The sequence below is a fragment of the Streptomyces sp. NRRL S-337 genome (assembly GCF_000720175.1).
Lineage (GTDB): Bacteria > Actinomycetota > Actinomycetes > Streptomycetales > Streptomycetaceae > Streptomyces > Streptomyces siderophoricus.
Genome location: NZ_JOIX01000032.1, coordinates 24,577 through 38,202, shown reverse-complemented (window position 1 = coordinate 38,202; position 13,626 = coordinate 24,577). Strand labels below are relative to the sequence as shown.

The window sequence follows — 13,626 nt, the reverse complement described above, 5'->3', positions numbered from 1 at the left end:
GCGCGTCAGCTGACGCGGCCGTACCGGCCCAGCACGATGGCCGCGAAGTTCTGGAGCGAGTCCGTACCGGGGGCGAAGTAGCCGGTGTGGCCCTCGGCCCGCTTCGCGGAGACGTGCCGGGCGCCGAATTCGGGGTCGGTGGGGTCCTCGCCGTGGCCGAGGCCCAGCAACTCGACGTTCGGGACATCGCCGATCCAGTCGGACGCGTCCCGAGCCGCCCAGACCCGGGCGGAGGTGTGCAGTTCCGCCACATCGTCCCGGCGCATACCGGGGGAGCCGAAGACGATCAGATCGGCGATGCGACCCTGACCACCCAGCCGCGGCACCGCCAGTCCGCAGACCACCGAGCCGTAGCTGTGGCACAGCACGGCCGGTGCCGGCACGCCGGTGGCCGCCAGCCCGGACAGGAAGCGGGCCAGCCGGGGCGCACCGGCCTCGGCGAGCCGGCCGGTGACGGCGTCCGGGCCGATGCCGACCGGGGTGGTGTACCCGACCCAGGCGATGACGGCGGTACGGGTTCCGGGAGCGTCGGCGGTCATCTGGGTACGCAGCGACCTGGCCATCCCGGTCGGCGTGCCGTACGGGTCCTTGGCGCGGTCGAACGACGCCAGGTCGATGTCCGAGCCCGGCACGATCACGGCGGTGTGTTCCGCGGCGACCAAGTCCCCGTACACCTCCGCCACTTGACCACGTCCGCGCGGGTCGAAGGCGAGGATCCGGCGGCCGGGCTTGAGCAGTGCGGCACACCGGTCGGCCGCCTTCCTGGCCTGCTGGTGGTCCTGGAGGGTGCCGGCCGGATCCGCCGCACGGGCCAGCTGACGGGCTCGTTCCGCCTTCAGGGCAAGGGAGTTTGCCCTGTACCGCAGGGTGATCGGGGCGCCGTCGAGATTGCCCACGGTGAGCGGGTGCCGGACGGCGAGAGCCTGCTGCTGGGCATCGGTCAGCGAGGCGAAGAAGCGGGCGACGGCGGTCGGTCGGGCGGTCGCCGGATCCGGCAACCGCACGCCGAGGGAGTGGTCCGCGCGCCAGGCGGAGGCACCGGGCGGCGGGCCGGTAACGGCGGTCTGCGCGGAACCTGCCGCCCAGCCGCCGGTTCCGGCGGCCACGGTCACCGCGAGCGCGGCGGCGATCAGCGTGCGCTTGCTGCGTCGTGCGACGGTGCGCAGCACGGACATGGTGTGTCTCCCTCTCCCGTTGGTGTGGCGGAGGAAAGGTAGGAAGACGGTGCATGACACGGCGTCACACCGCGGAGCCAACTCCGGGGTGATACCGGGGTAGGGGGTCCGGCACCGCGCTCGTCCTCAGGAAGGAGCGCGCGCGAAAAGGGCGTTGGGGGAACGTAGGGGGCCGTGGAGGGAACGTAGGAAACGGAGGAGGGGCGTAGGGGTTGCGCGGGTGGACGGGCTACGCGAATCGCGTCAGGGGGCGGGCGACGGGCCACGGCCCCAGCCACCGGCCCGAAGAGGACCGGCAACCGGGGCCGCGTTAGCCGAGGCGTGTCGCCCCCACCGCTTCCACTCCAGCTCCAGCTACAGCTCCAGGGAAAGCTGCAACCACAGCTCCCACCACAGCCTCACCGACGCTTCAACCACAGCTGCCACCACAGCTTCAGCTACAGCTTCAACGACAGCTCCCTCTACTGCTCTAACTGCCACTCCCCGGCGCCACCAGCCCCGACTCGTACGCGAAGATCACGGCCTGCGCGCGGTCCCGCAGTTCCAGTTTGGCCAGCACCCGCCCGATGTGGGTCTTCACGGTCTGCTCGGCGAGGATCAGCGCCTCGGCGATCTCCTGGTTCGACAGACCGCGGGCGATCAGCTCCAGCACCTCGGTCTCCCGCGGAGTCAGGCCGTTCAGCCGCAGCGAGGCACGGTCCTTGCGGGGCGCCGGCCGCTGGCGGGCGAAATCGGCGATCAGCCGACGGGTCACCGACGGCGCGAGCAGGGCCTCCCCCGCCGCCACCACGCGCACCGCGGAGATCAGATCGGCCGGCGGGGCGTCCTTGAGCAGGAACCCCGAGGCCCCCGCGCGCAGCGCCTCGTACACGTAGTCGTCGACGTCGAAGGTGGTCAGCATGAGCACCTTGGGGCGGTGGGTGACGCCGCGCGGCGGAGCGAGCAGTTGCCGGGCCGCTTCCAGCCCGTCCATCTCCGGCATCCGGACGTCCATCAGCACCACATCGGGGTGCGTCCGACGGCTCAGCTCCACCCCTTGCACACCATCGGGAGCGTCGCCCACCACATCGATGTCGCTCTGCGCGGCGAGCAGCGCGGCAAACCCCGCGCGCACCATGGCCTGGTCGTCGACGATGATCACGCGCGTGGTCATGAAGAGGCGGAATCCTTCGCTGAGAGGGGAGATCCCGAGGGGGAAGCGGCGGAGCCGGACGCGGGGGAGCCGGGCGCGGGCGCGAGAGGCAGCTGGGCCGCGACCCGGAAGCCGCCGTCGGGCAGCGGACCGGTGTCGAGCGAACCGTCCACCAGCCGCACCCGCTCCCGCATCCCGACCAGGCCGTGGCCGGTCCCGCTCGTCTCGAACGGCGCGGAGGGCGCGGATGCCACGGGCGGGGCGGAGTTGACGATCAGCACCGTCAGCCGGGTGCGGTCCGCGGTCGGTATGACCGACACCCGGGTCTGTGCGCGGGGGGCGTGCCGCACCACATTGGCCAGCGCCTCCTGCACGATGCGGTACGCGGACAGATCCACCGCCGGTTCGAGCACCACCGGCTCCTCCGGCAGCACCAACTCCACCGGCACACCGGCCCGTACGGTCCCCTCGACCAGCTTCGGCAGCATCGCCACCCCGGGCTGCGGGGTCTTCTCCGGGCCGCCGCCCTGCCGTTCCGTCTCCTCGCTGCGCAGCACGCCGAGCAGCCGGCGCATCTCCGTCAGGGACTCGCGCGCGGTCGCGGCGATCGACCCGAACTCCTCCTCCGCCTCCTTGGGTATCCCGCTGATGCGGTACGGGGCGCTGTCCGCCTGGACCGTGATCACCGACATGTGGTGGGCGACCACGTCGTGCAGTTCGCGGGCGATCCGGGTGCGTTCCTCCAGGAGCGTTCGGCGGGCGCGTTCGGCCTCGCTGATGGTCTCCTGCTCGATCAACTTCCGCTGTGCGTCGCCCCGTTCTCGCAGAGTGGCGCCCATCAGCAGCATCACGCCGGCGAGCACGAACGTCAGCACCCAGGTGCTCTGGCTGCGCTCCGGGGTCATTATCTCGGAGAGTATTCCGGCGAAGCCGGTCGTCAGCCAGACGGCTATCAGGGTGCGCCGGCGCTCGCGCAGGGACAGTGCCAGCATCAGTGCGAGATAGCCGACGATCGCCGGGGGCGTCCAGGGCCAGGCGCGGTCCGCCACGCCGTCGACCACGGTGAGCCCCAGGGCGCAGACGACATCCGCGGCGAAGATCACCCACCAGGCCTGCAGCGGCCGGGTCACGGCCAGCATCAGGGGCACGGTCTGGGCGGTGGCGAGCGCGCCGGCCAGACCGCCGCTCATGCCGTAGTCGTTGCCGAGGACGTTGATGGTCGTCGGCAGCAACGACACCGTGAACGGGAAGGCGACGAGGTACGGCACCCGGCGCAGCCAGCGGCTCTGCACGCCGGCGAACAGTGGGATGCCGGGTTCGGTCGGGGTGCCGAGCTCGACGGCGAGGATGCGCAGCGCCTGCCGTGCGGCGCGCAGCGCTCTCGACCGGGCCGGCTCGCGCTCGGCGCTGCGGGCCGCCTCGGGGGCTGGGGTTGGGGATCGTCCGTTCATCGCGGAGTCAATGTAAGCGGACGGCCTGGGCCCGGGCGTCATACCACGGGTCGGCCTTCGGCCCCGTACCACGGTATGACCCACCACCGCACGAAACCGCCGCACGAGACCGCGGCACGACACCGCCGGTCGGCAGCCGGCCCGCGGTGAGCCGGGGTCCTACAGCTCGGCCAGCAGTTCGGCCTTCTTCATACTGAACTCGTCGTCCGTCAGCAGCCCGGCGTCGTGCAGCTCGCCCAAGTGCCGTATCCGGTCCGCGATGTCCGCGGGGTCCCGGCCTGCGTCCCCGGCCCGGCGGCACACCGGTTCGCGCTCCGCGCTCTCCTGCTCCGGCTCGGCGGCGCGCACCGCCTGCAGTACCGCTGCGGCGAACGGCAGCGACTCGTGGACGGGGCCGTACCCCAGCCCGAACACCACCGCTGCCGGGTCCTGATCGGCCTCGCCCTTGCCTGGTTCGGCCGCCCCGCGTTCCAACAGCCGGAGGTAGCCGTTGAAGATCTCCGGCGAGCGCCACTCGACGCCGGCCAACTCGCCGACCGTGAAGGTCTGGTCGCCGCACTTCCACTTCGCCGACGATGCCCCGGTCCAGAACCAGCGGAAGGCGACCGAACGGCCGTCGAAGGAGGCCTTGCCGTCGTACGCCTTGAAGTGGAGCGGAGGTTCCGGTGCGGTCACCAGATGACGCTCGGCCGGTTCCTTGGCGTCGGGGCCCAGCGCCGTGCGCAGCTCGTCCGCGTAGAACTCCGCCAGGGTCGCGCGTTCGGCCGGCAGCACCAGCCGATACGGATCGGCCTCCTCCTTCAGCTGCCCGTTCGCCGCCTCCATCAGGGGGTCGGCACCAGGCCTGGGCACGGCGTGCAGCACCACCGTGCCGCGTCTGCCCTCGGACAGCTCGACGGAGCTCAGCGCCTCGTACGGAATGCGTCGCTCGCCGAGCGCCTGGAAGAGCTTCGGCCTGCGGATCCCCCGTTCGAAGCGGATGAGTACGGAGTCCGTGTCGAACTCCCAGACGGCATGAAAACCGGCCAGCACATCACCCATGCGGCTCATCGTATGCGGGCGGTTGCCCGCCCGTCCCCCTTCCGGACACCTTGAAGGCGCCTGCCAGGACTACGCGCGTCACGCGCCTCGGCCCAGCCGCTTCCGGCCCTCGCCCCATTGACGCGCTCGCCACCGGGGACGGTTCCCGTCGGCACGGCCCGTCCCCGGGCGCCGGGCCGTGCCGGCGGGAACCGGCCGTATCCGCGCGGGAGTTCAGGCCAGGCCCGTGCTGCAGTGCGGATCGTCGGTCGCGCAGTCCACCGAGTCGAGCGCCCCGACCCCGACCAGAGCGAAGTTGCGCAGGCTGCGGGTGCCGGGCGCGAAGTAGCCGGCGTGTCCGACGGCACCGTCGGCGGACAGGATCCGGGAGCCGAAGGACGGATCCACCGGGTCGGCGCCGTGGCCGAGGCCGCCGACCTCCAGGTACGGCACGTCCTGGATCCAGTCGTCGGAGTCCCGCATCGCCCAGACCCGGGCGTGGGTGCCGAGCCCGGAGAGGCTCTCCGCCCGCATGCCGGGGCTGCCCGCGACCGTGATGTCCTCGACGTTCGCCGGCAGGTGCCGGGCGGCGACGCCGCACACCACGGAGCCGTAGCTGTGGCAGAACAGCGAGACGGTGTCGGAGGACGGCAGTGACTTCACCAGGGCGCGCAGCCGGATCGCGCCGGCCTCGGCGAGGTTCCCGGTGGCGGCCTCGACGCCGAGGCCGGACGGCGTGGTGTAGTCGGCCCAGGCGATCACGGCCGTCCGCACGCCCGGCTTGGCCGTGCGCTCGGCGGCGTAGAGGGAACGCGCCATGCCGACGGGCGCCGCGGTGGCCCGTGCGGTCCGTTCGAAGGTCGAGAGGTTGGTGTCCACACCGGGCACCACTACGGAGACCCGCTTCGCCGCCGGGAGGTTGCCGAAGACCTCCGCCGCCCGGCCGCCGCCGGCCGGATCGAAGGCGAGGATCTGTCGCCCGGGGCTCATCATCGACTCGAAGCGGTGCATCAGCCGGCCGGCTTCCTGGCGGCCCACGGGCGTGAGCCGGTGGTCGCCCATCCGCCGCTTCTCCACGGCGCGGGCGTCGTCGATCGCCATCCGGTTGGCCCGGTAACGCAGTGCGGCGGGCGCGCCGCCCATGTTGCCGACGACCAGCGGGTACCGAGCGGCGAGCTGCTGCTTCTGTGCGCCGGTGAGCGCGGCGAAGAAGGCCCGCAGGGTGGCCGGGGAGCCGTTGGGGTCGGGCAGCGGACGCCCGAGGAAGGTGGCGTGCTTCCAGGCCGTTCTGGCCGTGGCCAGGGGATTGGCATCGTCCTTGGTGCCTCTGACGGCCGTCCAGCCGGTCATGGCGAGCATCACGAACACCACCGCCAAGGCGAGTGCCGCACGCCAGGCGGTGGACTGCAGAAAACCGGAGGAGGGGCCCAGGCCCGGGAAGGAAGTCACCGCGGGCCACCCTAGGAGACGAGGAAGGCACGCTGCCGGGCCCGTGAGTGATATCACGTTTCGCGGTGGGTATTTCGACCAAACCGGACATGAATTGCCGATTTCCTGCGCTCAGTCGTGCAGGAGCGGTCTCATCATGCGGTTAATGGGTTGCTCAGCGGCGGCTGTCCGTTACGGGTAGTTGCGGGGGATTCGGCCTCAACGGGCGGAGCGCCAGTCGCCGCCGATCGCCGGCTGGATGTGGTCGAGATAGGACTGGGTCAGCTCACGGATGGACTCCACGCTGCAGTCCGGACCCTCGCCCCATACCTTGCCGGCCACCCGCATCACCCCGCAGAACGCGGCGACCAGCACCCGCGGCCGCGGATCGGCATCGACGTCCAGCCCCTCGCGCCGGGCGATCAGTCCCGCGATCCGCTCCTCCAGCTCGGACGAGCGCCGCAGATGGGAGGCCACAAGCGTGGGCGTGGACTCGATCATCCGGTACGTCCGCATGTGCAGCTCCACCGGGACCACCGATGCGATGGCGCTGCCGATGTCGTCCCAAGCCACCAGCACCGCGCTGCGCAGTGCCGTCAGCGGATCCTCGGAGGCGGGCCGCGCGGTCAGCTCGTCGAGGAAGCGGGCCTCGACCATCTCCTGGACCGCGAAGGCGACGTCCTCCTTGTTGGCGAAGTACCGGAAGTACGTCCTCTGGGAGACGTCCACCGCCTCGGCGATCTCGTCGACGGTCGTCTCTTCGTAGCCCTGCTCCGTGAACAGTTCGAGCGCGGCGCGGATCAGGGCGTCACGGGTGCGCTGCTTCTTGCGTTCGCGCAGTCCGCCTCCGGGGGCCGTCTGCGGCGTCGAGGTGGCCATCCTGCGCCGCCTTTCCGTGGTGTTCTCGCTGCTCAGATTACCTGTGAGGGAGATGACAGTTACCGACTCATGGATTGCTTTGTCAATTGTCAGTCGCTGACATTAGCCTCGGGGTATGAGTTCCCAGACCCCGGTCGCCCACGCCGCGCCGGAACTTCCCGTACCGGAGCCCCCGCGGGGGCTGCGAGGCCATCCGTGGCTGACCCTCTTCTCCGTCGCCATCGGCGTCATGATGGTGGCCCTGGACGGCACGATCGTCGCCATCGCCAACCCGGCGATCAAGGATGACCTCGGTGCCTCGTTCGGCGACGTGCAGTGGATCACCAACGGCTACATGCTCGCGCTGGCCGTCTCGCTGATCACGGCCGGAAAGCTCGGTGACCGCTTCGGTCACCGTCAGACCTTCCTCATAGGCATCGTCGGTTTCGCCGCCGCCTCCGGAGCCATCGGCTTCTCCAGCCAGGTCACGCTGGTCATCGTCTTCCGCGTGTTCCAGGGCCTGTTCGGCGCGCTGCTGATGCCCGCCGCCCTCGGACTGCTGCGCGCCACCTTCCCGGCCGAGAAGCTCAACATGGCGATCGGCATCTGGGGCATGGTCATCGGCGCCTCCACCGCCGGCGGCCCCATAGTCGGCGGACTGCTGGTCGAGCACGTCAACTGGCAGTCCGTGTTCTTCATCAACGTCCCGGTCGGCGTGCTGGCCCTGGTCCTCGGCCTGGTGATCCTCAAGGACCACCGCGCGGAGAACGCCCCCCGCTCGTTCGACATCCCCGGCATCGTGCTGCTCTCGGCCGCGATGTTCTGCCTCATCTGGCCGCTGATCAAGGCGGCCGACTGGGGATGGGGTGACATGAAGACCTGGGGCTTCCTGATCGGGGCCGTGGTCCTGTTCGCGCTGTTCGCCCTCCTGGAGACCAGGGTCCGCGAACCGCTCATCCCGCTGCGGATGTTCCGCTCCGTGCCGCTGACCGCCGGCACGATCCTCATGGTGCTGATGGCCTTCGCCTTCATGGGCGGCCTGTTCTTCGTGACGTTCTACCTGCAGAACGTCCACGGCATGAGCCCCGTGGACAGCGGCCTCCACCTCCTCCCGCTCACCGGCATGATGATCGTCGCGTCGCCGCTGGCAGGCGTCCTGATCACCAAGTTCGGCCCGCGCATCCCGCTGGTCGGCGGCATGGTCTTCACCGCAATCGCGACGTACGGCATGTCCGGCCTCGACACCAACACCGGCACCGGGCCGATGTCCGTCTGGTTCGCCCTGCTCGGCCTCGGCCTCGCGCCCGTCATGGTCGGCGCCACCGAGGTCATCGTCGGCAACGCGCCCCTGGAGCTCTCCGGCGTCGCCGGCGGCCTCCAGCAGGCCGCCATGCAGGTCGGCGGCAGCCTCGGTACGGCCGTGCTCGGGGCGGTCATGGCCTCCCGCGTGGAGAGCGACCTCCCGGGCAAGTGGCAGTCGGCCGGCCTCCCGCCGATCCCGCCCGCCCAGATGCCGAAGGTCTCGGACGCGGTCTCGGCCGGTATCGCGCCGGTCCCGAAGCACACCCCGCCGGAGTTCGCCCAGAAGATCACCTCGGTCGCGCACGACACCTTCGTGTCCGGCATGGGCCTGGCCTTCACCGTCGCCTGCGGTGTCGCGGTCGTCGCGGCGATCGTTGCGCTCTTCACCAAGCGCGGAGCGAACGCCGAGGCTGGTGCCGGCGTCGGCCACATCTGACCCCGGCGCCGAGGGCCGTTGAGCGCCCCGGGCCCACCCGCAGTACCCCGGCGCGCGGCCGGTCGAGGCACTCCTCGGCCGGCCGCGCGCCGTCGCGTACGCCAGCGTCGCGTGCTCCGCCGCTGCCTACGCCCCCGCCGCGTGTCCGCCGTCGCCTGGCCGCGGCGCGGAGCCGCGGGGCCGGCCGTGTCAACCACCCGTCCCGGGCCACCGCACGGCCCACCTTCCGGGCGCCAAGCGGCAGTTGACCCCTTCCGGAACGCCGAATCCCTCATCCGGGTGAGCCGTGCCGGGAACCGGGCCCGGCCCCTGCGCGCATTACAGGTGACGCCCCTGCCCCCGTGCCCGCAAGGCGGCCGCGAAGAACGGTTTCCGCGGCCCGTCCGGCCGCCCCGCACCACGTCAACCTCGTACGCCGCAGCCCCGCTTCCGGCCGGTCCGCTTGTCCACATACCTGATCCGGGTGGTGGACCCGGCCGGGCCTTGGCAATCGCCCCGCGGCCCGGCGAAGGTCGATGACGAACCCGCCGCGGGCAGCCCGCCCGCCGCGGCACGTCACGTACCTCACGGGGGAGAGATTCCTATGCGTCTGCGTCTGCGCACGTCCGCCACCACCGCCACCGCCCTGTTCACCGGCCTCGCCACCCTGGCCGCCGCGCTCACCCTCCCGGCCGCGCTCGGCACCGTCCCCGCACACGCGGCCACCACCGGCCGCGCCGCCGCGGCCTCGGGCGAATGCGCGGCGGGGCAGCTGTGCCTCTGGCCGAAGGCGGACTTCACCGGCAAGCGGCAGACCCACGAGCTGTCCGACACCGACATCGAAAGCTGCATCACGTTGCCCAAGGGCGTCAGCGCCGCCTCGTTCGCCAACCGGATGGGCCGGCCGGTCACCACGTACCAGAGCGCGGAGTGCGCCGAGACCGCCGAGTACAACACCTACCCCGGCGGCGGCACCTGGGTGCCCCGATCCCCTTACCAGGTAAGGGCGTTCAAGGTGTGGGAGCGATGAACCGCGCAGCGGCGGTCCCACCGCGAGGTGCCGGCCCGCCGGGCCGCACACCACCGCGCCCCCCGGCCGGTGGAGGACACCGGCCGGGGGGCGCGACGGAAGCGGTGCGGCGGCAGGCCGCGGGGGGATCAGGCGTCGCCGCCGGCCTCACCCGCGTCGGCGGCCGCGACGTCCAGGAGCTGGTAGCGGTCGATGGCCTGCTTCAGCAGGGAACGGTCGACCTTGCCCTCCTTGGCGAGCTCGGTGAGCACGCTCAGGACGATGGACTGCGCGTCGATGTGGAAGAAGCGACGGGCCGCACCACGGGTGTCCGCGAAGCCGAAGCCGTCGGCGCCCAGCGACTGGTACGTACCCGGGACCCAGCGGGAGATCTGGTCCGGGACGGAACGCATCCAGTCCGACACCGCGACCTTCGGGCCCTCGGCGCCCTGGAGCTTCTGCGTCACGTACGGGACGCGCTGCTCCTCCTCCGGGTGCAGCAGGTTGTGCTCCTCGACGTCCACCGCGTCGCGGCGCAGCTCGTTCCAGGAGGTCGCCGACCACACATCGGCCTTGACGTTCCACTCGTCCGCGAGGATCTGCTGGGCCTCGACCGCCCACGGCACCGCGACGCCGGAAGCGAGGATCTGGGCCGCGTGCTCGCCCTTCTCGCCGGCCTTGATGCGGTGCAGACCCTTGAGGATGCCCTCGACGTCGACGTCGGCCGGCTCCGCGGGGTGCTGGATCGGCTCGTTGTAGACGGTCAGGTAGTAGAAGATGTCCTCGGCGTTCTCGCCGTACATCCGCCGCAGACCGTCCTTGACGATGTGCGCGATCTCGTAACCGTAGGCCGGGTCGTAGGCGACACAGGCCGGGTTCGTCGAGGCCAGCAGCTGGGAGTGGCCGTCGGCGTGCTGGAGGCCCTCACCGGTCAGCGTGGTACGACCCGCGGTCGCGCCGAGCACGAAACCGCGCGCCAGCTGGTCGGCCATCTGCCAGAACTGGTCACCGGTGCGCTGGAACCCGAACATCGAGTAGAAGACGTAGACCGGGATCAGCGGCTCACCGTGCGTGGCATAGGCGGAGCCGGCCGCGATCAGCGAGGCCGTGCAGCCCGCCTCGGTGATGCCGTCGTGCAGCATCTGGCCGGTCGGCGACTCCTTGTAGGCCAGGAGAAGTTCGCGGTCCACCGACTCGTACTGCTGGCCCAGCGGGTTGTAGATCTTGGCCGACGGGAAGAACGCGTCCATGCCGAAGGTGCGGTACTCGTCGGGCGCGATCGGCACGAAGCGCTTGCCGATCTCCTTGTCCCGCATGAGGTCCTTCAGGATGCGGACGAACGCCATGGTCGTGGCGATCTTCTGCTGGCCCGAGCCCTTCTTGGCACCCGCGTAGGCCTTGTCGTCCGGCAGCGCCAGCGGCTTGGCGCGCACGACACGGGTGGGCACGTACCCGCCCAGCGACTTGCGCCGGTCGTGCATGTACTGGATCTCTTCGGAGTCGCGGCCCGGGTGGTAGTACGGCGGCAGGCCGTCCTCCAGGTCCTTGTCCGGGATCGGCAGGTGCAGCCGGTCGCGGAAGCCCTTGAGGTCGTCGACCGTCAGCTTCTTCATCTGGTGGGTCGCGTTGCGGCCCTCGAAGTTCGGGCCGAGCGTCCAGCCCTTGACGGTCTGCGCGAGGATCACGGTCGGCTGGCCCTTGTGCGCCTTGGCCGCCGCATAGGCCGCGTAGATCTTCTTGTGGTCGTGACCGCCGCGGCCCAGGTGCAGGATCTGGTCGTCGGTCATGTTCTCGACCATCTTCCGCAGGCGGTGGTCGTCGCCGAAGAAGTGCTCGCGGATGTACGCGCCGGTCTCGGTCGCGTAGGTCTGGAACTGGCCGTCGGGGGTGCTGTTGAGCTTGTTGACCAGGATGCCGTCGCGGTCCTGCGCGAGCAGCGGGTCCCAGCTGCGGTCCCAGACCAGCTTGATGACGTTCCAGCCCGCGCCGCGGAACTGCGACTCCAGCTCCTGCATGATCTTGCCGTTGCCGCGGACCGGGCCGTCCAGGCGCTGCAGGTTGCAGTTCACGACGAAGGTCAGGTTGTCCAGGCCCTCGCGGGCGGCGATGGACAGCTGGCCGAGCGACTCGGGCTCGTCCATCTCGCCGTCGCCGAGGTAGGCCCACACGTGCGACTTGGAGGTGTCGGCGATGCCGCGGGCCTCCATGTAGCGGTTCATCCGGGCCTGGTAGATCGCCCCGAGCGGGCCGAGGCCCATCGAGACGGTCGGGAACTCCCAGAAGTCCGGCATCAGCCGCGGGTGCGGGTAGCTGGACAGGCCGTTGGGGGCCTTGGACTTCTCCTGACGGAAGGCGTCCAGCTGGGCCTCGGTCAGCCGGTCGAGGAGGAACGCGCGGGCGTAGACACCGGGGGAGGCGTGGCCCTGGAAGAAGATCTGGTCGCCGCCGTCACCCTCGTCCTTGCCCCGGAAGAAGTGGTTGAAGCCCACGTCGTAGAGGGAGGCGGAGGACGCGAAGGTGGCGATGTGACCGCCGACGCCGATGCCGGGACGCTGGGCGCGGGACACCATGACGGCGGCGTTCCACCGGGTCGCGTTGAGGACCTTGCGCTCGATCTCCTCGTTGCCGGGGAAGAACGGCTCGTCCTTGGTCGCGATGGTGTTGACGTAGTCCGTGCTGCGCATCTCCGGCACGGCCACGCGCTTCTCGCGGGCCCGCTCGATCAGCCGGAGCATGAGATAGCGGGCACGTTCCCGGCCTCGCTCGTCGACGGCCGCGTCGAGCGAGTCGAGCCATTCCTGGGTCTCTTCGGGATCGAAGTCCGGGACCTGGCTGGGAAGGCCGCCAATGATGATCGGGTTTCGATCGGATCCGGAAGCCACGCTGTTCCTTCGTGTTCGGGTCGTGTCGTGCTCCGCACGTTATTCATGCCGTGCACGGGACGAATGCTGTCTCTGCCTTGGTGTCGCGCCGTCTTCCATCGTGTACCGAGCCACAGCGATACGTCACCTCTACCGATGGGTAACCATCCGCTGAGAGATGGCGCTGAAAAGGCCGATTTCTCAGGTCGGCCAAATCGCAACCATACGCCCACGTCGAAAGTGCTTCGCGTACGGACGTACGCCCTCCGAAATGAGATCCGGCACCGGGCCCGGCCACCCCCCGAAGGGACCAGTCGCGCGCATCTACCCGATAAACCCCGCAGAACGCTGTGGTGTGAATCACTTCACCCTGTCTCCCGGGGGTCGCGGTTGCGGCGAGACGCCGCGAAACGTCACCGTTTCGGCGGTCTGGACCGCCGGGTACTTGCGCGATCCGCCCGGCCCGTGTGGACTACGCCCAATGCTCCGCGCACGCGCGGGGTCCCCGAGCATTTTCCGAAACATGACAGGAGGCAATCCGTGAGCGCGACCGCGGACCACGCGGAGGAGCGGACCAACCCTGCCGCCAGGCTGGGGTTCGAGCCCGGACAGGTGGTCCAGGAGATCGGCTACGACGATGACGTCGATCAGGATCTCCGCGAAGCCATTGAGACCGTGATCGGCCAGGATCTCGTCGACGAGGACTACGACGATGTGGCCGACGTCGTTCTGCTGTGGTTCCGCGATGAAGACGGCGACCTCACGGACGCGCTGGTGGATGCCATCGGTCTGATCGACGAGGGCGGCCAGATCTGGCTGATGACGCCCAAGACCGGCCGTGACGGCTACATCGAGCCCAGCGACATCAACGAAGCCGCGCAGACCGCGGGCCTGTCGCAGACCCGGAGCATCAACGCGGGCAAGGACTGGACGGGCAGCCGGCTGGTCACGCCCAAGTCCGGCAAGCGCTGAGCC

Annotated in this window: 10 protein-coding genes; 3 read left to right on the top strand and 7 right to left on the bottom strand. The window is 70.5% G+C overall.

The annotated features are described in order from the left end of the window. Window positions 1-5 precede the first annotated feature (5 nt). The 6 genes from IG62_RS0122545 to IG62_RS0122520 form a co-directional block, all read right to left on the bottom strand. Complete coding sequence (locus IG62_RS0122545; protein ID WP_030806096.1) at window positions 6-1,175, bottom strand: alpha/beta hydrolase; 1,170 nt, start codon at window positions 1,173-1,175, stop codon at window positions 6-8. 469 nt (window positions 1,176-1,644) lie between these two features. Further along, window positions 1,645-2,328 carry a response regulator gene (locus IG62_RS0122540; RefSeq protein WP_030806093.1) on the bottom strand — a complete coding sequence of 228 codons (684 nt, stop codon included), beginning with the start codon at window positions 2,326-2,328 and terminating at the stop codon, window positions 1,645-1,647. Further along, window positions 2,325-3,758: a sensor histidine kinase gene (locus IG62_RS0122535; protein ID WP_037839002.1), complete on the bottom strand. Its 1,434-nt coding sequence runs from the start codon at window positions 3,756-3,758 to the stop codon at window positions 2,325-2,327. The genes IG62_RS0122540 and IG62_RS0122535 overlap by 4 nt, the downstream gene beginning before the upstream one ends. A gap of 159 nt (window positions 3,759-3,917) precedes the next feature. Beyond that, the gene (locus tag IG62_RS0122530; RefSeq protein ID WP_030806087.1) at window positions 3,918-4,799 is read right to left on the bottom strand and encodes a DUF4429 domain-containing protein; all 882 of its coding nucleotides are present in this window, start codon (window positions 4,797-4,799) and stop codon (window positions 3,918-3,920) included. Between the two features lie 213 nt (window positions 4,800-5,012). Continuing rightward, the gene (locus IG62_RS0122525) at window positions 5,013-6,227 is read right to left on the bottom strand and encodes an alpha/beta hydrolase (protein WP_030806084.1); all 1,215 of its coding nucleotides are present in this window, start codon (window positions 6,225-6,227) and stop codon (window positions 5,013-5,015) included. A 198-nt stretch (window positions 6,228-6,425) separates the two neighbouring features. Further along, on the bottom strand, window positions 6,426-7,085 hold the full coding sequence (locus IG62_RS0122520) for a TetR/AcrR family transcriptional regulator (RefSeq protein WP_030806082.1): 660 nt from the start codon (window positions 7,083-7,085) through the stop codon (window positions 6,426-6,428). A gap of 115 nt (window positions 7,086-7,200) precedes the next feature. On the opposite strand from IG62_RS0122520, the gene IG62_RS0122515 reads away from it, so the two are divergent. After that, on the top strand, window positions 7,201-8,802 hold the full coding sequence (locus IG62_RS0122515; protein WP_030806080.1) for an MFS transporter: 1,602 nt from the start codon (window positions 7,201-7,203) through the stop codon (window positions 8,800-8,802). A 583-nt stretch (window positions 8,803-9,385) separates the two neighbouring features. After that, on the top strand, window positions 9,386-9,811 hold the full coding sequence (locus IG62_RS0122510) for a peptidase inhibitor family I36 protein (protein WP_030806077.1): 426 nt from the start codon (window positions 9,386-9,388) through the stop codon (window positions 9,809-9,811). Window positions 9,812-9,939: 128 nt separating this feature from the next. Here IG62_RS0122510 and aceE read toward each other — a convergent pair whose 3' ends face one another. After that, on the bottom strand, window positions 9,940-12,672 hold the full coding sequence (gene aceE / locus IG62_RS0122505; protein WP_030806075.1) for a pyruvate dehydrogenase (acetyl-transferring), homodimeric type: 2,733 nt from the start codon (window positions 12,670-12,672) through the stop codon (window positions 9,940-9,942). Between the two features lie 519 nt (window positions 12,673-13,191). On the opposite strand from aceE, the gene IG62_RS0122500 reads away from it, so the two are divergent. Then, window positions 13,192-13,623: a DUF3052 domain-containing protein gene (locus tag IG62_RS0122500; protein ID WP_030414571.1), complete on the top strand. Its 432-nt coding sequence runs from the start codon at window positions 13,192-13,194 to the stop codon at window positions 13,621-13,623. Window positions 13,624-13,626: the final 3 nt, after the last annotated feature.

Bases quoted from the DNA above. Each gene is read 5' to 3' on its own strand.
- IG62_RS0122545 (WP_030806096.1), bottom strand. From the start codon at position 1,175: ATGTCCGTGCTGCGCACCGTCGCACGACGCAGCAAGCGCACGCTGATC.
- IG62_RS0122540 (WP_030806093.1), bottom strand. From the start codon at position 2,328: ATGACCACGCGCGTGATCATCGTCGACGACCAGGCCATGGTGCGCGCG.
- IG62_RS0122535 (WP_037839002.1), bottom strand. From the start codon at position 3,758: ATGAACGGACGATCCCCAACCCCAGCCCCCGAGGCGGCCCGCAGCGCC.
- IG62_RS0122530 (WP_030806087.1), bottom strand. From the start codon at position 4,799: ATGGGTGATGTGCTGGCCGGTTTTCATGCCGTCTGGGAGTTCGACACG.
- IG62_RS0122520 (WP_030806082.1), bottom strand. From the start codon at position 7,085: ATGGCCACCTCGACGCCGCAGACGGCCCCCGGAGGCGGACTGCGCGAA.
- IG62_RS0122515 (WP_030806080.1), top strand. From the start codon at position 7,201: ATGAGTTCCCAGACCCCGGTCGCCCACGCCGCGCCGGAACTTCCCGTA.
- IG62_RS0122510 (WP_030806077.1), top strand. From the start codon at position 9,386: ATGCGTCTGCGTCTGCGCACGTCCGCCACCACCGCCACCGCCCTGTTC.